At 65.4% G+C, this 16,744-nt stretch carries 17 protein-coding genes; 8 read left to right on the forward strand and 9 right to left on the reverse strand.

The genetic code is table 11. From position 1 onward, the window contains the following. Positions 1–7: 7 nt before the first annotated feature. The 6 genes from DEJ18_RS02690 to DEJ18_RS02715 all read right to left on the reverse strand — a co-directional run bounded on the left by DEJ18_RS02690 (position 8) and on the right by DEJ18_RS02715 (position 6,461). On the reverse strand, positions 8–1,111 hold the full coding sequence (locus DEJ18_RS02690; protein WP_181434103.1) for a CDP-glycerol glycerophosphotransferase family protein: 1,104 nt from the start codon (positions 1,109–1,111) through the stop codon (positions 8–10). Positions 1,112–1,211: 100 nt separating this feature from the next. Continuing rightward, entirely contained in the window at positions 1,212–2,375 is a 1,164-nt protein-coding gene (locus tag DEJ18_RS02695; protein WP_111209453.1) for a glycosyltransferase family 4 protein, read from the reverse strand. Beyond that, entirely contained in the window at positions 2,368–3,702 is a 1,335-nt protein-coding gene (locus tag DEJ18_RS02700; RefSeq protein ID WP_111209454.1) for an MATE family efflux transporter, read from the reverse strand. The genes DEJ18_RS02695 and DEJ18_RS02700 overlap by 8 nt, the downstream gene beginning before the upstream one ends. Continuing rightward, complete coding sequence (locus tag DEJ18_RS02705) at positions 3,699–4,880, reverse strand: glycosyltransferase (protein WP_349775053.1); 1,182 nt, start codon at positions 4,878–4,880, stop codon at positions 3,699–3,701. The genes DEJ18_RS02700 and DEJ18_RS02705 overlap by 4 nt, the downstream gene beginning before the upstream one ends. Then, complete coding sequence (locus DEJ18_RS02710) at positions 4,823–5,386, reverse strand: LbetaH domain-containing protein (RefSeq protein ID WP_258376827.1); 564 nt, start codon at positions 5,384–5,386, stop codon at positions 4,823–4,825. The genes DEJ18_RS02705 and DEJ18_RS02710 overlap by 58 nt, the downstream gene beginning before the upstream one ends. Positions 5,387–5,507: 121 nt before the next feature. After that, positions 5,508–6,461: a glycosyltransferase family 2 protein gene (locus DEJ18_RS02715; RefSeq protein ID WP_111209456.1), complete on the reverse strand. Its 954-nt coding sequence runs from the start codon at positions 6,459–6,461 to the stop codon at positions 5,508–5,510. Between the two features lie 292 nt (positions 6,462–6,753). On the opposite strand from DEJ18_RS02715, the gene DEJ18_RS02720 reads away from it, so the two are divergent. The 5 genes from DEJ18_RS02720 (at position 6,754) to DEJ18_RS02740 (ending at position 12,892) form a co-directional block, all read left to right on the forward strand. Beyond that, positions 6,754–8,016 (forward strand): glycosyltransferase family 4 protein, encoded by a 1,263-nt coding sequence (locus DEJ18_RS02720; protein WP_111209457.1) that lies wholly within the window; start codon positions 6,754–6,756, stop codon positions 8,014–8,016. Further along, positions 8,013–9,041 carry a GDP-mannose 4,6-dehydratase gene (gene gmd, locus DEJ18_RS02725; protein ID WP_111209458.1) on the forward strand — a complete coding sequence of 343 codons (1,029 nt, stop codon included), beginning with the start codon at positions 8,013–8,015 and terminating at the stop codon, positions 9,039–9,041. Before DEJ18_RS02720 ends, gmd begins: the two co-directional genes overlap by 4 nt. Further along, positions 9,041–10,012, forward strand: coding sequence for a GDP-L-fucose synthase family protein (locus DEJ18_RS02730; RefSeq protein ID WP_111209459.1), 972 nt, complete (start codon positions 9,041–9,043; stop codon positions 10,010–10,012). The genes gmd and DEJ18_RS02730 overlap by 1 nt, the downstream gene beginning before the upstream one ends. A gap of 39 nt (positions 10,013–10,051) precedes the next feature. Continuing rightward, positions 10,052–11,872: a DUF4012 domain-containing protein gene (locus DEJ18_RS02735; RefSeq protein WP_181434104.1), complete on the forward strand. Its 1,821-nt coding sequence runs from the start codon at positions 10,052–10,054 to the stop codon at positions 11,870–11,872. Positions 11,873–12,328: 456 nt separating this feature from the next. Next, positions 12,329–12,892 (forward strand): hypothetical protein, encoded by a 564-nt coding sequence (locus tag DEJ18_RS02740; protein ID WP_111209461.1) that lies wholly within the window; start codon positions 12,329–12,331, stop codon positions 12,890–12,892. A gap of 337 nt (positions 12,893–13,229) precedes the next feature. Here DEJ18_RS02740 and DEJ18_RS02745 read toward each other — a convergent pair whose 3' ends face one another. Both DEJ18_RS02745 and DEJ18_RS02750 read right to left on the reverse strand, forming a co-directional pair. Next, complete coding sequence (locus DEJ18_RS02745) at positions 13,230–13,565, reverse strand: hypothetical protein (RefSeq protein ID WP_111209462.1); 336 nt, start codon at positions 13,563–13,565, stop codon at positions 13,230–13,232. After that, positions 13,562–14,722, reverse strand: a complete 1,161-nt coding sequence (locus DEJ18_RS02750; protein ID WP_258376828.1) for an ATP/GTP-binding protein — start codon at positions 14,720–14,722, stop codon at positions 13,562–13,564. The genes DEJ18_RS02745 and DEJ18_RS02750 overlap by 4 nt, the downstream gene beginning before the upstream one ends. 84 nt (positions 14,723–14,806) lie before the next feature. Here DEJ18_RS02750 and DEJ18_RS02755 point away from each other — a divergent pair, with 84 nt between their 5' ends. Together DEJ18_RS02755 and DEJ18_RS02760 are read left to right on the forward strand one after the other, a co-directional pair. Next, positions 14,807–15,139, forward strand: a complete 333-nt coding sequence (locus DEJ18_RS02755; protein WP_111209463.1) for a DUF4333 domain-containing protein — start codon at positions 14,807–14,809, stop codon at positions 15,137–15,139. 78 nt (positions 15,140–15,217) lie between these two features. After that, positions 15,218–15,553, forward strand: coding sequence for a hypothetical protein (locus DEJ18_RS02760; protein WP_146241462.1), 336 nt, complete (start codon positions 15,218–15,220; stop codon positions 15,551–15,553). A 12-nt stretch (positions 15,554–15,565) separates the two neighbouring features. Here DEJ18_RS02760 and DEJ18_RS02765 read toward each other — a convergent pair whose 3' ends face one another. Continuing rightward, on the reverse strand, positions 15,566–16,108 hold the full coding sequence (locus DEJ18_RS02765; RefSeq protein WP_181434105.1) for a VanZ family protein: 543 nt from the start codon (positions 16,106–16,108) through the stop codon (positions 15,566–15,568). A 285-nt stretch (positions 16,109–16,393) separates the two neighbouring features. Here DEJ18_RS02765 and DEJ18_RS02770 point away from each other — a divergent pair, with 285 nt between their 5' ends. Next, complete coding sequence (locus tag DEJ18_RS02770; protein ID WP_111209466.1) at positions 16,394–16,717, forward strand: hypothetical protein; 324 nt, start codon at positions 16,394–16,396, stop codon at positions 16,715–16,717. Positions 16,718–16,744: the final 27 nt, after the last annotated feature.

The following is a 16,744-nucleotide window of genomic DNA, read 5'->3' on the forward strand; positions in this document are numbered from 1 at the left end:
GGTGACCCTACTGGTGCAGCCGGATCAAGCGCCGTTTTGCGAGTTCATCGAGGACTGAAGCCTGCAACGACCAATCGCCGACCAATCCGAAGTGCTCAGACGATCGTTCTCTGTGCTCTTCGAAACACCTACCACTCAGGATCTCGTCCGCGAGACGGTTGAAGTCGTCGGCGGCGTGCAACTCTGGTCCCGGAAGCCAGTCGAGGGCGTCGCCGGGGACAACGCCGCGAGTCGATACGTACTCCACCTTGTCCGGCATGAAGTAGGCGATGGGGCTTCGGGTTGCGATGTACTCGAACCAGACGGACGAGTAATCCGTAATGAGGCCGGCAGAGGCACCCAGTACGTTGTACAGCGTCGTCCCCGCGGCTGTCAGAAGATCTGACGAGATGTTGACCGCACCGGGGACGTCGCGGTTCACGGTGTCCGCCGGGTGCGCTTTAACCACCACGTCAATCCCCCTCGCGCGGAGCACGTCAAAACCGTCCTGGATCGCCTGGGCCGTCGAGCGCCCGCCCACGTCTTCAGTGGTCGAAATCCATCCGTCGTTGGCGCCTTCCTTCACCGCGGCCTTCCGATAGGTCGGCATCCAGACGACGAATGGTCTTTCGCTGAGCCCGAGCCTCTTCAGCGCCGTGGCTGTGGCTGGCTCTCGGAGTCGTGTTGCCCGCGGAGGCAGGGCGATCATGACATTGGCCGGATCGACCCGGAAGGCAGACGCTCGCGTCTGGGCGTGCATCTGCGTCGGAACGACCAGGTGTGTGGCGTAGCCGGGATAGTCGACGCGTTTGATCCCGTGTCCGTGCCACAGGTTAATGACAATACGCGACGGGGCGAGGCGAGGGTTGCCGTAGAGGCCGTGGGTGTAGAAGACCGCCTCTGCGACAACGTACGAGGAGAGAGCTGCGAACGACCAGTACTTGGCAGTTCGTACGTGCGGCGCCAGCACGAGGCCGAGATCGGCGAGCTCACGCTCCGACGGAGCATCGATCCACGTGATGCGCCCGTCGTATCGGTCCTGCAGTTCCCTGACGATCTGTACCGCGTTCCCCTCGAGCGCGGGGAACCCGTTCACGACGACAAGCCGCTGCCGACGCAGGAGATGCGTCATCGCCCCAAGCGTCTTCGACAGGACCGACCAAGCGGCCTTCCGCACGACTCGACGACCTAGGGCGACTGAATCGCTGCCCGATCGCCTCAGCCTGCTCACGTCACCCCTCACCGGACGGCCCCCTACCCGATGGAAGGACATTTTGATCCTTGAGATGGGCCACGAAGTGTGCGGCCATCGCCTCGACGCTGTAGAACTCGCCGCTTTCCCATGTTCGTTCGCGGAATTCCAGCAGCCGGTCCGTGTCGCTGAGGAGGTCGATGACGACGTTGGCGTACTCGGTCTCAGAATCCTCAGAACGGATCGAGTTCGACGAGTTGAGATACTCGGCTTCCGGTGCGTGGAAAGGCCAGTCCGTTGTGATCACCGGAAGTCCGAGGGCCACCGCGTCGACCGCCACGAGTCCCACCCTTCCCGGCATCAACAGAATGTCTGACACGCTGGAGAAGCGAACCAGCTCCTCCTGGTCGAGCCGCTGGACCACTTGGACGTGGCGCCGACGATGTGCCTGGGCGGAGACGAACTCCTGCTGTGGCCCTGACCCCGCTATCACAGCTGTGAAGTTCGGGACAGCCGCAACGATGCGGTCGATGGCACTGAAGAGAAAATCGAGACGCTTTGCCTCGATGAATGCGCCCACGAAGAGTCCGACTGGCCCAGGTGGTATCTCCTGAGCGTGCCGAAACGCTTCGATGTCTGTCGAGGACAGACCTGCCCGCATGCGGCGCAGTGTCGCCGTATCCGTGGCATTGAACACTGCGCGGACACGACTTCTCGGAACACCCATGGACTCGACCGCTGCTACCGCGCTCGGGGTGTAGACCAGCACGCCTTGGGCGCGACGAGCCATTGCGGTCTTGATGGCTTTTCCTACGCGATTCTCCTTGTTCACGTATGAGCGACCATGTCCCCAAAGGAACGTCTTTGTCCTGCCCAAGAACAGGATGAGTATAGCTTCCAGCGCAGTGGCAGAGAACGGTGCCACGACTGCTCGGGCTCCTCGGGCTCGTCTCCAGATACGGCGGAGAGCGAGAGTGCGGCCGAACATCTGCAGCCGGAGTTGCGGCACTTCTACGCTCCACGGGCCGGTACGAGCGCTACCTACTTTGCGCATTTCGGCACCGGGGCTTCCGTGCCAGACCTCCAGCTCGAACCCTTCGGCAGAGAGCTGGCGAGCCAATTCGTTGAAGAAGGGCACGCGGTAGTCCGGCACGAACGGTTGCGACACCGCGATCAAGTTTCTCCCGGTTTTCCGGTCAGTCATCAATGGGTCTCCGATCGGCTTCTCGAGTGTCGTTGGGAACGGTCATCGCTTCACTCTCGGTGGTTTGGTCGACGAGCGGAGGCGGCGAGGGCTCCCGGACGGCAATCTTTCGGAGACGCCGCGCTGCGGGTATGCCGAGTATGAGGGGGTAGCAGACAGCGCTCGCGGCGAAGCCGGCCACCAGGCTGGCGTCTACTCCGCCCAGGACGAAACCGATGACGAAGCCAATCCAGGATGCTGCTACGAGGAGTGCCCGTGTCGTGGTGACCAGAGCGTGATGTCCGAGCAGTCGAAGGGTCACGCCTTGGATGCCGGCCCAGCCGGAACTGATCGCGACCAGCCCCACGAGCAACACTCCGACCTGTAGAGCTGAAGACTGTACGCCCGACGGGTTGATGCCAAGCAGCCGCACCGTCAAAATGATACCCGCGACAATAACCGCAGACATGACGATCAATCGGGTTGATAGCTGTCGGCCTCTCTGAAGGAGCGAAGCCGTGCTCCGGTGGGAATCTCGGGTTGCTCCGTCGGCGACGAAATTCGCCGAGGTCGCAGCGAAGATGAGGTTCATGGGCCCCAGTAGCGTTTGGGCGAACCGGAAGCCTCCGACGAGCTGCGATGCCCCGAGGCCGCCCAGGACGAACATCGGAATTGTGGAGTTAAGCTGTCCGACCGCGAATTCGAGGAACTGGAGGTGGGCCTGGTGGCGGTACGCCCGATAGGGGGTCCAGCGGGCGATCCGGATCGTCCACAGGCGCGACCACAACACGATTGCTGACAAGCCAGCGGTAGCCGCGACGATTGCCTGCAGCCCCGCTGCATCGAACTGCAGATCACCGAACTGTAGAAGGACGACCGGGCCGAGCGCGAGCAGGCGCACAGCATCGCCGAGTGCAGCGTGCCACCTGCGGTCTGCCGCTATGAAGCGACTGCGCAACCAGTCGTAGAAGACCGGCAGCCCGAAGGTCGCAGTCACCAGCGCCGTAGATTCGAGAGAGCGCACTCCGAGAGCCCAGATCAGGGGGATACTCAGGATAGCGGTGGCCACGCTGGCGGTGAGTCCGTACCTGAAGGGCACGCGGGCGTCGGGATCGGTACGAAGAAGGAACAGGGCTGGCCGTGTCAAACTCGCTCGTACGAGCCCGACACTGGTCGAACTGATGAGGGTGAGGAGTGAGAAGATGGCGAATTGTTGCGGTGTCAGTACCCCTACCGCGATCACCATCGCCAACGCGCCCGAAACGCTGGAGAACGCCTGGGCGAGCAGGAGCGGATTGTTGGCTGCCCGGCGTAGACGCTGCCAAGTCGTCGCGAAGACCTGTCTCATCGGACCTGTTGCACTGCTTTCCGATAGATATCCCCGAGTCGAGCGGCGACCGCTGGCATCCCGAATTCGGTCCTAACCGCGGTGCGCCCGTGCTCACCCATCCGTGCGCGCTTGGCAGGATCTGCGAGAAGCTCGGCGATCGCCTGCGCGAGATCATCCGGGTCGTCCCGGGACACGATGCCTGCTTCATGACGGCGAACAGCCGCGGCCAAACCGCATGACTCTGTCACGACCACGGGTTTACCAAGGGACATGGCTTCGAGGACGGTCATGCCGAACGGTTCGTCGACGGCTGGTAAGACGTAGATGTCGCATCGAGCCATGCGATCCATTGTTCGGGCCGGGTCGATGGGTCCTTCCCAGGACATCGTGCTCGTGTGGTCGCCGATGGCGCTCTGCACAGCTGCCGCCTCGCCTTCGTCTGGTCCGACGAGCGTGAACCGGGTAGACGGGAAACTTCCATGAAGCCGCTTTGCTGCTTCGATGAAGTACAAGGGACGTTTCCGTGCGTGCAAACGCGCCAGGTACAGCACCTCGGCGAACTCCGTCCCAAGTGGACGATCCTGGGCCTTCTGCTCGGGCACGCCGTTCGGCAGGACCACTGGCTGCGGGAGGTCGCGGGCCACAAGCTTCAGGTCGTCGCGTTCCCGATTATTCAAAGCGAGAACTGCGCTGGCTCGCCGGAGAACTGGTCGAGTACCCCAGGCGTCGACCGGCCGGGCCAACGGCTTCCGTGAAGGGTCGATCATGCCATGGGGCTGCACGACGACAGGTATCCCGCTCCTGAGTAGCGTCATCATTGCAGGAAGCGTCACGAGGTCACGAGCGAGATGGACATGCGCTACGTCGAAGTCCGTGCTGTGCTCGAGCAGCCACCTCACCATTCCGGGGGCGAACATGCCAGCGAATCCCAGACCGGGTACGCGTCTCGCTCGGAACATCAAAGTCCGAACGCCGTCGATCATCGCCGGAGGTGAAACGTCACCACCGCGTGCGCCCGCCACCACGGTCACCTGGTGACCTGTTGCCTGGAGAGCCTGCGATTGGTTTTGGCAGACTCGTGTCGGTCCTCCGAAAGCACCGTCTGAACTGATGAGCGAAACAACGTGCAGAACCCGCATCACGATCTCCCCGCGTCGTAGTCGCCTAACTTGAAACGTTGTCCGACCGGCTCGCATCGCGGACCTTCAACCACGGCGTTCGGAGCCACGCGCCCTTGGACGATGGTCATGGGCTTCGCGAGGACTGACTGCCCGATCTCAGTCCCACCGAGGACGATACATCTCGCCGTCAGCCACACCCCGTCGTGGATGCGGATTGGACGAGTCACCAGAGCCATGTCGCGACGATGCGCATGACTGCCGGTCGTCAGGAACGACTCCTGGGAGACGACGACATTTGCGCCGACCCGGATGTGGTCCTGGTTGTGGAACCAAGCACCTTCGCCAATCCAGCAGTTGTCGCCGATGGTCAACTTCCAAGGGAAACGAACACGGGTGCGTGGACGGAAGACGACATTTGAACCGATACGTGCACCGAAGGCTCGTAGCGTACGCACGCGTAACGAGGAGCTGACCTGCCAGGGGTTGGTGACCAGTAGCAGCTCCACAGCACCCCAGAGGTACACCTTCCATCGCGGCGCATCCCAGGATTCGCGTTGACCGGGAGCCTTGCTAAGGTCCACGATCGGGATCCTCGGATCGGATGGGGCTGAATGGGTCAATGCCACTCCTGGGGAGTTCTCGTCGAATGAACTACGGCGAAGCGGACCCCGCTGGTTCCCGCGAGCGGGGTGCCGTCACAGGTCACGACCGGAGCTCGACGTCCCGGATGTCGCCGTCCTTGATATTGAGCATCTTTGAGGGGTGGGCTCTACCGACCATGGCGTGACCGGCTGCGAGCAAGTTGCCCGCAAGGCGCGAGCGTCTCGACGCAAACCGGGCGGAAGGGACGAGCGCCAGGGCGAGGTTCTTCAGCGACGGCCGCATCATCTCGCGGGCGGTTTGGGCGACTGTCAACGACCTCTTCTTTCGTAGGTGAAGGGGGTTCGCAATCTGGGAGTAACCGAACCGACGGTGCGAGGTCCTGCCTCCGGTGCTGGAGCCTCTGTGGGCAGTCACCGCGCTGTCGACCCGGAGTAGCTGTCCTCGTGAAAGCGCTCGCTTGGCGTAGTCGAGATCCTCGAGCCAGGAGTACAGGGGCAGGTCCTCGTCGAAGCGTAGATCGTGGGTGGCTTTCCACCGGATGCAGAAGTTGCAGCCGTAGAGGCTGTCGGTGAGTGCAACTGGTCGTGAGGTGACACTCGTCGGGGGCAAAAGGCTCTCAACCAGAGCCCTTTCACACTGCTCGAGCGTAAATTCAGTTCCTACAGCTGCGCCGTCCAGTACCACTCGACCGGTCGCCGCTACAGCTTCCGGGGTTGATCCGAGAACGTCGAGCATGCTGCTGATGTAGTCGTGGCGTGGCACCGAATCATCATCGAAGAAGAAAACGTACGACACCGTCTCGGGGATCATGTCGAGTGCTTTGTTTCGTTGACTCGATGCGCCGCGAGCGCCCGTGCAAACAGTCCACTTCTCCGGTATCGGCATGTCAGGCACGTCGGAGTCGTCAGGGGCAGACAGGAACCCGATGAAGTCTGGGATCCGGCTGTCTTCGAGCGTGGTGATGATGTCCCGCGCCGCGCCAGGGCGCCCGGCAGTTGCAATCACGACCGCAATCGAGGCCATTGTCGTTCTCATTTCGTACGCGATGTTCACGACCCCTCGTCACCGTTCAGGGCGAGAGTGATCACTGTCCTCAAGGGTGCCGAATGGGGGTATGACGAACCGAGAGTGAACCCCCGTCGAACTGCCCCTGTCCACCAGGACCGGACCGGATGCGTTCTGATCGATGGTTTCGTGAGGTCTTGTGCTGCGATCTCAGGGTCAGGATAGTGCCTGTTCGATGGTTTCTCGAGGTGCCGCCCTCGCGGTTGACCTGATGTGGCCGTCCTGCCGGTGATCGGGGGGCACCCCTCCCCGGCTCGCGAGCAACTGTTATGTTCACTCGGTGCACAGACCCTTCTCCGTCCTGTTGATCGGGCTGAACTACCGACCAGAATCGACCGGGATCGCTCCGTACACCTCGGGACTGACCGCGGAGTTAGCTCGTCGAGGTGTTCGTGTCCGCGCCATCAGTTCGTTCCCGCACTACCCGCAGTGGCGGTTCCCGGACGGCGGTGTCCCGTCGATGTCGATCACGACCGAAGCGGGCGTCACCGTAGTGCGGCGACGTCACCGGCTCCCGAGGAAGCCAGGCGGGTTGTCACGTGCTCTGTCGGAACTGTCGTTCGGCGTGGCTGCTGCAGCCACTCGTTTCGGTCGCCCAAACATCGTGGTCCTCGTGTCCCCGGCGCTGCTCTCGTCGGCCGTGGCGCTTCTCAAAGCGCGGCTGGTGACGCGGCGGCCAGTGGTGATTTGGGTGCAGGACCTCTACACGCTGGGTCTTCAGGAGTTGGGGGCGGGTAGAGCCACGCTCGCTGAGCGGGCGATAGCTGCGGTCGAGCGGTGGTGCCTCCGTTCCGCCGATGCTGTCGTCGTGATCCATGAACGCTTCCGGGACACGGTCGTCGACATGCTCGGAGTCGACCCAGCCGCCGTCACGGTCGTGCGGAATTGGTCACATTTGGAAGACGCCGAACCCGTCGACCGTGATGCCGCCCGTGCCGAACAGGGGTGGGATCGGTCGGACTTCGTGGTTCTGCACGCGGGCAACATGGGCGTGAAGCAGGGGCTCGACAACGTCGTGCAGGCTGCACGACTCGCCGCATCGAGTGGCAGCAGAGTGCGCTTCGTGCTACTTGGTGATGGCAACCAGCGCGAGCACCTGGCTGAGTTGAGCGCGGGGGTGCCCGCCGTTTCCATGATCGGTTCGCTTCCGGACGACGAGTTCCGCAACGCTATCGGCGCTGCGGATGCGCTGCTCGTCAACGAGCGGCGCGGCGTTGCCGGTATGGCGGTCCCGAGCAAGCTGACGTCGTACTTCAGCACGGGACTTCCAGTCATTGCTGCGACCGACCCGGGGAGTGTCACCGAGAGTGAGGTGCTCCTGGCTGACGCAGGTCTCGTGGTCCCGGCGGGCAATCCCCAAGCGCTTTTGGAAGCAGCAGAGTCACTGGCGGGCGACGCCGAGTTGGCCGCAGAATTCGGTGAGAACGGGCGGCGGTTTCGAGCCACTCGACTGACTCCCCGCGCATCCTTCGATACATTTACTCAGCTCTTGCAGGAGCTCGCTGCGGGACGCGGCGACACCAGGGAATCGGGGAACATTTGACGAAGCGCGCGCTCATCACAGGCATCACCGGACAGGACGGCTCGTACCTGGCGGAACTGCTCCTCCGCAAGGGGTACGAGGTGCACGGGGTCATCCGCCGCGCGTCCACGTTCAACACCTCGCGGATCGATCACCTGTACGTCGACCCGCACAACCCGGATGCCAAGCTGTTCCTGCACTACGGCGACCTCGGTGACGGCGCGCGGCTCGTGAGTCTCCTTGGTGAGTTGAAGCCGGACGAGGTCTACAACCTCGCGGCGCAGTCGCACGTACGGGTGTCGTTCGACGAGCCCGAGCACACCGGCGACGTGACCGGTGTCGGCTCCATGCGCATGCTCGAAGCCGTCCGGATGTCGGGCATCCACACGCGGTTCTACCAGGCCTCGTCATCCGAGATGTTTGGCGCGACACCTCCGCCGCAGAACGAGGAGACTCCGTTCTGGCCGCGGTCGCCATACGGTGCGGCGAAGGTCTACAGCTACTGGGTGACCCGCAACTACCGCGAGGCGTACGGGATGTTCGCGGTCAACGGCATCCTGTTCAACCACGAATCGCCGCGTCGAGGCGAGACCTTCGTCACCCGCAAAATCACGCGGGCAGTGGCTCGGATCAAGGCGGGGCTCGAGGACCACGTGTACCTCGGCAACCTCGACTCCGTTCGTGACTGGGGGTACGCCGCTGAGTACGTCGAGGGCATGTGGCGGATGCTGCAGGTCGACGAGCCGGACGACTTCGTGCTCGCGACGGGTGGCGACTTCACGGTCAAGGACTTCCTCTCGACCGCGTTCTCGCACGTAGGGCTGAACTGGGAAGACCACGTCCGGTTCGACGAGCGCTACCTGCGTCCGAGTGAGGTGGACGCTCTGGTCGGCGACGCGTCGAAGGCCAAGGAGAAACTCGGCTGGGAAGCCACGGTCGACACCGCGCAACTGGCGCGCATCATGGTCGACGCTGACATCGAAGCGCTCGAGCACGAGGGCCGCCCGTGGATCGACAAGGTGAAGCTCGCGAGCTGGGAGTCGTGATGTCGGACAACGAGTTCGTCCCCGGGCCGCTCGACAGGTCGGGGCGCGTCTACGTGGCTGGCCATCGAGGGCTCGTCGGATCCGCGGTCTGGCGCAAGCTTGAGTCCGAGGGGTTCACCGACCTGGTCGGACGTACTTCTTCGGAGCTCGATCTCAAGGACCGCGGTGCCGTCTTCGCGTTCTTCGCCGAGCAGAAGCCCCGCTATGTCGTCCTCGCCGCGGCCAAGGTCGGCGGCATCATGGCGAACAACACGTACCCGCACGACTTCCTCAGCGAGAACCTCCAGATTCAGGTGAACGTCATGGACGCCGCCGTCGAGCACGACGTCGAGCGCCTCATGTTCCTCGGGTCGTCGTGCATCTACCCGAAGTTCGCGGAGCAGCCGATCCACGAGGACTCGCTGCTCACGGGTCACCTCGAACCGACCAACGATGCCTACGCCATCGCGAAGATCGCCGGGATCATGCAGGTCCAGGCGGTTCGCCGTCAGTACGGCAAGCACTGGATTTCGGCGATGCCGACGAACCTCTACGGACCCGGCGACAACTTCTCGCCGCAGGGGTCTCACGTCCTGCCCGCTCTCATCCGCCGGTACGACGAGGCGGCGAAGTCAGGCGCGGACCGTGTCGAGAACTGGGGGACCGGTTCGCCCCGACGTGAGTTCCTGCATGTCGACGACATGGCCGCAGCAGTCCTGCACCTGATGGAGCACTACGACGGGCCGGAGCAAGTCAACGTCGGCACCGGTTCGGACGTGACCATCAAGGAGATCGCCGAAACGGTCGCGACGATCGTCGGGTTCGACGGGGAGACCGTCTGGGACACAACGAAGCCCGATGGCACTCCCCAGAAGCTGCTCGATGTGTCCAAGCTCGCGGATGCGGGTTGGACCGCCGGTATCGGTCTGGAGGACGGGCTTCGGAGCACCATCAGCTGGTACCGCGAGCACGTCGGCACGATCCGCGAATGACAACGCAGGTCGGACATGAGCAACCGTAGGATGAGTGCCATGTCCGACCTGCCCGAGTCGCGACGCACTGCTGCACGCCGGGGTTCCAGGGCCCGGATAGTGCTGTGGATCGTCCTTGCGCTCGTCCTCCTCTTGATCGTCGCCGTTGCCTGGGTCGGAGTTCGCGGGCTGCTCGCGAAACGGCACCTCGAGCAGTCGGTCGCCCTCGTGAGCACCCTGCGCTCGCAGATCACTGACGGCGATACATCGGCGGCGCAGCGCACGGCGAAGCAGCTGGAAGACCATGCGTCGTCGGCGAGGAGCTTGACGAGCGATCCGGTCTGGAGCGCCGCGCAGATCACGCCCTTCTTCGGGTCGAACCTCCGGGCCGTACGCGAGGTCGCGGTCGTCGTGGATGAAGTCGCAACTGGCGCAGTGCGACCGGTCACCGAGGTCATCGGCGACCTGAATCAGGATGCGCTCACACCGAAGGGCGGTCGCATCGAACTCCAGCCGCTCGTGGACGCACAGCCGTCGGTCGCCCGCGCGACGAAGACCTTGGCGAAGGCCAGTGTTGAAGCGGAGGCCATCGACACGAGCGCGACATTGTCACCGGTGACGTCGGCGGTCAACCAACTGCGCAATGCCCTCGGATCGGTAGCCGAGCAGGCGGACGCGGCCAACAAGGTGGTGCAACTCGCGCCGACCATGCTCGGACACGACGGCGACCGCGACTACGTCCTGCTCTTCCAGAACAACGCCGAGCTGCGTGCCGGGGGCGGTATCCCTGGCGCGGTCGCCCTGCTGCAGGCGAGAGACGGCGCAATCGCGCTCGCTGATCAAGCCGCGGGGTCGTCCTTCGGGCCGTATGACAAGCCGGTGCTACCGCTGTCGGCGGCGACGACGAGCCTGTACGGCGACATCACGGGTCGCTACATGCAGGACGTGAACCTCACGCCGCGCTTCGACGTCACGGGTGCCTTGGCGCGCGAGATGTGGAAGCAGAAGTTCGGCCAGGAGGTCGACGGTGTGCTGGCCATCGATCCAGTGACCCTCGGCTACATCCTGCGCGCAACCGGTCCGGTGCAACTGCCGTCGGGTGACACTCTGACGTCAGAGAACGCCACGAAGCTCCTGCTCAGCGATGTCTACGCCAAGTACCCGGACCCGACGGTGCAGGATGCGTTCTTCGCGTCCGCAGCGAGTGCGGTGTTCGAGAAGGTGTCGAGCGGCGGGTTCGACTCGAAGAAGTTCATCGCCGCGTTGACGGACGGTACGAGGGACGGGCGCCTTCGGCTGTGGAGTGCCGACAAGGCGGAGCAGGTACAGATCGCCGGGACAGCTGTAGCAGGTGATCTCCCGACCGCATCGATGCAGACGCGGGAGTTCGGCGTCTACCTGAATGACGGCACCGCTTCGAAGATGGACTACTACCTCGACAAGAAGGTGTCGGTCGGCAGCTCGGTGTGCCGGAAGGACGGGCGACCAACTTCCGTGGTCGAGGTCACGCTCAAGAACACGGCACCAGCCGACGCGGCAACCAGTCTTCCGGCGTACGTGACGGGCGGAGGGGCACTCGGCACCGAACCGGGCAAGATCAAGACCCTGATGGCGGTCTACGCGCCGCCGAACGCGATCTACCTCGGCGCCTCGCAGGACGGCAAGGGAGCAGCGCTGCAGACCGCCATGGACGGCGAGCACCCGGTCGCGCAGATCCAGACTCTCCTCGCCCCCGGACAGAGCACGACGTTCCGCGTGGCCTTCCTCGGTGAAGCGAAGTTCGCGAAGGCCGGTGTTCAGGCGGAGTCGACACCGGGGGTCCGGCAGACCAAGGTGGAGCCGCTGCAGTTCGACTGCACCGAGCCGGTCCCGGTCGGCTGAGGCGTCGGGGCGCAAGGGCGAACTGTAGGCCTTTCGACCGGTGTCCCGTCGGCAGGGCAGGACGGCGATTCGCCGCTATGCGCGCTCCGTGGATGTCCCCAGTCCGGGGGGCCTGGGCTTGTCTGAGTTGATCGCAACGCGTGTCAAGTCGATCGGGGGCCGGCGTCAACGGCACGGTGACGCCGCTGGATCCTCCTGTGAACTGGGATTTCGCGTGAGCTCGGAATGTGCTGGTCGCGCCTCGATCGAGCGATCACGCCGCGCCTGGGAGCGGATCCAGCCCCTGTTCACGAATTCGTTGCACGAAGGGTGGCAACAAACTGTGAACATCCGCTACATTGAGGGAACTTCGCCAATCGCACCTGCCATGTCTGTGGTCACGGGGGGATTGACATCTGCGGAGGCAGGGCTCTGGTATCAGGGTCTGTCGGATCAGATCACTAGGGGAACCACTTCATGAAGAAGCTCATCGCCGCGGTCGTGCTGGCTGGCGCCGCACTGCTCGCCACTCCCGCCGCTGCAAACGCTGCTGGCTACGCACCCGACTCGGACGTCTCGATCTCCGGCAACTACGTTGCTGGTGGCGTCGTCGTCATCAACTTCAGCGAAGGCGCCTTCCAGGACAACGAGACGGTCAACGTCCAGATCACCGGCGCCGGCGTCAACGACGCGACGCTCGGTGCCCTGCCCGTGACCACCGTCTCGCGTGCGTACGTCGCCGACGCTGACGGTTCGCTCGACGTTCGCGTCACCCTCCCGGTCGGCGGCTCGGGCAGCTACAACCTGACCGCCACGGGCGCCACCTCCGGTGTCGTCGGCGTCGCGTCCTTCACCATCGCCCCGGCTGACGTTGCTGCTGGCGCCGGCTCGACCGGTGGCACCGGCACCAACGGTTCGCTCGCCTTCACCGGTTCGACCGTCTCCACCCTGGCCCTCTGGGTCGCCGGTGGCGCCGTCGTCCTCGGTGGCGGCCTGCTCGCCGTGCGCGGCTCGGTCCGTCGCCAGCGCGAGACCGTCTGAGCTTCAGCTCACTGAGCGAAGCCCCCGGAACCGTGAGGTTCCGGGGGCTTTGTCGTGTTGAGGAGCTGCCGGTCGTCACGTGACGACGAGGAGGATCCCGACGACACCGATGACGGCGAGGGGGGCAACGACCCACAGCCACCACGGGAAGGCGGAGGGACGACGGTACTGTCTGCGATTCGGGTTCACGAGCCGACCGTACGTCGGGCGGACATCCGGCGCGGGTCCGACTGCGCCTCCTGGCAGGGCCACGCGGCACATTCTCGGCTTCTCGTAACATGCGCGGTGGTCGTGACCCCTCCCGGTCCTCCGGACAGCGGACACGGAACCGACGTCGCTACGGCGCCTTCGGTAGCTCCCAGACCTCGTCGTACCGCTCCCGCACCAGCGGCCAGACCTGCGCGACCGCGTCCTCGACCGTGCGGACCGAGTCGCTGAGCGGCGGGCTCAGCACGAACTCGTGGGGGATCGGCCGACCAGAGCGGTCTCGGCGGCCCTCTGGGTCGGGGAACCGCACGGCGAGCATGCCCGAGCGGCGCCGGACGACAGCCGGCACGTCACGGACCCCCTTGAACGCCTGCTCGTACCGCGCCAGGGGGTCCTGGTCGGGCTGCTCGGTCGCGAGGAAGCGGAAGCCCCACGTCCGGCCCCGGGTCGCCCAGATGAAGCTCATGCGTCACCCCGGCGCAGGACGCGCTGTTCGACTCCGCGGTCCAGGTCCTCGCCGAATCGCGCCAGCACGCGGGAGGTGAACTCCTGCTCTGCCACGGCATCGTCCTTGAACTTCGCGACGCGCTTCGTGGCGAAGCTGACCGCCCGCGAACCGATGCCGCCACCGATCCAGCCCGCAGCCGCACCGACGAGCGGGGACTTGCCGTAGCGCGAGGTGGCGAGGAACCCGACGACGGGCCCGACAAACTTGAGCAGCTGCTCGGCCACCTGTGCCCCGCGCTGCCGGGTGGTCGCCCACTTCGCGAAGCGCTCGAACGGCAGCATCGCGGTGATCGGCAGGAGCAGGTCCACGCCGGTGCGCGTGCTGACGTCGATGTTCCCCGGCTCGAACTTGGCCGAGGACAGCAGCAGGAAGTCCTCACCGACGTCGAGCGCGTCGGGGTCCTGCACGAAGCTCTGCAGCACGGTGCGGAGTTCGTCGAGTTCTCCGCCGGCCTTGCCGATGACGAGCTCCCGGAAGGCCTCGACGTCGACGTCGGGCAGCAGGTCGGACTTCGACAAGGCCAGGGTCCAGATCCGCGGGAAGCGGGTGAGCCGCTTGCCGTCCTCGAGCACGTCGTCACGCAAGGCGTAGAGCCCGGTGTGGAAGTCCGTCAGCAGGGCCTTCAGGTAGCGGTCCTCCTCGCCGGCGTGCTCGGCCAGCAGCTGCCCGTCCACCAGGAGCACGGCGACGTCCGCGCTGAGGAGCGAGCGGAAGGTCTCGACGCGACGGGTGGCCTCGTCGGCGGAGCTCGGGTCCTCCTCGAACCACTCGCCGGGGTAGTCGTGCCAGATGATCCGCAGGGGCTTCGATGCCTTCTGCTTCGACCGGCCCTTCGGCGCGGACTCCGCCGACGGCTCGATGACGAAGCGGTACGAGGTCGACGCGAAGCGGGTCGAGCTCGGCACGGTGTCACCGTCGCGCATGCCCAGGTAGTTGCGGTGCAGGGTACGGCCCTGGGCACGGTCCTCCGCGGTCACGGCGTACCGGTTCGCGCGACGGACGCTCGGCTCCTGCGCGGCGCCGTAGAACGACGAGAGCAGCACGGTCTTGCCGCTGCCACTTCCTCCGAAGACGGCGATGTGCTGTTCCATCATCGGGGTGCTGTTCGAGGCCATGTCCCCGACCGTAGGCGGAAGGACGTGCGGATAGGCTGAGCCGAGGTCGACAACGGTGGGCCGCAGCGACCATGGGGGAAGCGCATGCAGATCAAGCACGTGATGGGGGCCGCATTCGGGGCGGCGATGCTCGCGACGACACTGGCGGGGTGCTCGGCCTCGGCGTCGGTGTCCCGCACGATCAGTCCGGACCGGTTCGAGGCGACGGTGGTCGAGGCGCTGCAGAAGCTCTCCGACGCTGAGCCCGAGGTCGACTGCGGTGACGACCAGATCGCCATCGAGGACGGCAACGAGGTCCACTGCGACGTCAACACCGCGGGCTACGACGTCGTCTACGACTCGCTCGTGCGGATCAGCACCGAGGACGGCGAGCAGTACAGCGTGCACGTCGAGGTGGACGACCAGCCGAAGTCGTGACGGTGTCCATCGCGGACCGCGGCGAGCCGATCGCGATGGCGGGGACGAGCCTTCCGTCTGCACCTCCGAGTCGGGCTGATGGCGGCGACTGAGCGGAGCGCCGCTCTCGCTGCGGGGATGATCGCGATGACCGCTCCCGCGGCGCTCGTCCTGACGGTGACAGCGATGATCGGCGGTCGGCACCCCGGACTGTGGGTCGTCCTGCTCGTGTCGGTGCTGTGGCTCGTCGTCACCGTGGTCATCGCCGCGAAGGGACTCACCATCGGCGTCCGGGACGAGCGGGCGAACCGGCGCGGTGAGCAGCGGCGGGAATCCGCCGTTGCCGGAGCCCTGCTGTGCGGGCTGCACCTGGTACTCGCCCTGGGTCTGCTCGTCGGCGTGGTCCTGATCACGTACGCGCTCGGCCAGCTCTGACGGAACGACCGGTCAGGACCGCCGTCGCCGCGCGGCCACCCCGAGCAGCACGACCCCGAGCAGCGCACCCACGACAGCGCCCATCGTGTTCGCCACCACGTCGTCGATCGTCGCGACCCGCGCCGGCAGGAACAGCGCCTGCCCGGTCTCGATGGCCGCGCTGACGAGCAGCCCCGCCGCCGCGCCGGCCCACCACCAGCGCGCCCCGGCGAGCAGCACGACGAGCAGCCCCAACGGCACGAAGAACGCCACGTTCGCCAGGGACTCGAACAGCTCGTACCCGAACCAGCTCGGCGCACCACGGCGCTGCGCGGCGGCGATGAGCCGATCCAGCAACGGCTGCGCCCGCGCGTCGACGGGGGAACCCCAGAACCCGATGAGGACCACCGCCACCCCGTAGCCGATGGCGAGCACCCCGGCGACGCGGCGGCTCCGCCCCGTCGCGTGCGCGCTCGTCCTGCCGCGGCGACGCAGGGCGCTGCCGGACCCGGCCACGCGGCCGACCGACGGCGGCGGCACATCGCGCACGCGGTCGTCCGGGTGATCAGGGGTCACAGGGAGTGACGCTACCGGGGCGGGCCTCCCGGCCGCGTCCGCCGTCTGGCGGACAACCGGACGGGAGGCCCGACCCATGTTCCTGGATTCCGTCCACATCGCGAGTACCCCGGTTTGTCCTCTGTACCCCGGAAACGTGACGTGTTGTCCCGGTTTTCCGGGGGTCCGTACCGACGCGGATCAGGAGAACCCGTGAATCCACGGGGCTGGCTGGAGACCAGAGGTCGTCCCCCGTACCGTTGTCACCGCAAGCAGATGTACCCCAGAACGTGAAGGAGCAGGGCCATGACGATCATCAGCCACGACGTGCACCAGGTCGAGGTGACCCTCGACACGGACACCGTCGACACGATCGCCGTGCTCGAGGCCCAGGTCGCCCACACTCCTTCCCGCGCCGCGCTCTCGTGGACCGAGGTCGAGACCGGCCTCTGGTCCGCCAACTACGGCGGCTACTTCGGTGGCACGGTCGACAAGCGGGACGGGCACTACTTCGTGTCCGACACGTTCGGCCAGTACGTCGGGGACTTCCGCTCGCTGGAGGACGCACAGTCGCGTCTCGCCGAGCGCCTGCACATCGTGCTCCCGTCCGTCATCCGACCGGTCGACTGACCGACCGCAGCACGGAGCACGCAGAAA

Origin of the sequence: Curtobacterium sp. MCSS17_015 (assembly GCF_003234265.2) — a bacterium.
Lineage (GTDB): Bacteria > Actinomycetota > Actinomycetes > Actinomycetales > Microbacteriaceae > Curtobacterium.

Excerpts from the sequence above, each read along its gene's own strand:
- DEJ18_RS02755 (WP_111209463.1), top strand. The coding sequence starts at position 14,807 with ATGCAGATCAAGCACGTGATGGGGGCCGCATTCGGGGCGGCGATGCTC.
- DEJ18_RS02730 (WP_111209459.1), top strand. The coding sequence starts at position 9,041 with ATGTCGGACAACGAGTTCGTCCCCGGGCCGCTCGACAGGTCGGGGCGC.
- DEJ18_RS02705 (WP_349775053.1), bottom strand. The coding sequence starts at position 4,880 with ATGCGAGCCGGTCGGACAACGTTTCAAGTTAGGCGACTACGACGCGGG.
- DEJ18_RS02745 (WP_111209462.1), bottom strand. The coding sequence starts at position 13,565 with ATGAGCTTCATCTGGGCGACCCGGGGCCGGACGTGGGGCTTCCGCTTC.
- DEJ18_RS02695 (WP_111209453.1), bottom strand. The coding sequence starts at position 2,375 with ATGACTGACCGGAAAACCGGGAGAAACTTGATCGCGGTGTCGCAACCG.
- DEJ18_RS02760 (WP_146241462.1), top strand. The coding sequence starts at position 15,218 with ATGGCGGCGACTGAGCGGAGCGCCGCTCTCGCTGCGGGGATGATCGCG.
- DEJ18_RS02735 (WP_181434104.1), top strand. The coding sequence starts at position 10,052 with ATGTCCGACCTGCCCGAGTCGCGACGCACTGCTGCACGCCGGGGTTCC.
- DEJ18_RS02770 (WP_111209466.1), top strand. The coding sequence starts at position 16,394 with ATGACGATCATCAGCCACGACGTGCACCAGGTCGAGGTGACCCTCGAC.
- DEJ18_RS02690 (WP_181434103.1), bottom strand. The coding sequence starts at position 1,111 with ATGACGCATCTCCTGCGTCGGCAGCGGCTTGTCGTCGTGAACGGGTTC.
- DEJ18_RS02750 (WP_258376828.1), bottom strand. The coding sequence starts at position 14,722 with ATGGCCTCGAACAGCACCCCGATGATGGAACAGCACATCGCCGTCTTC.
- DEJ18_RS02740 (WP_111209461.1), top strand. The coding sequence starts at position 12,329 with ATGAAGAAGCTCATCGCCGCGGTCGTGCTGGCTGGCGCCGCACTGCTC.
- DEJ18_RS02700 (WP_111209454.1), bottom strand. The coding sequence starts at position 3,702 with ATGAGACAGGTCTTCGCGACGACTTGGCAGCGTCTACGCCGGGCAGCC.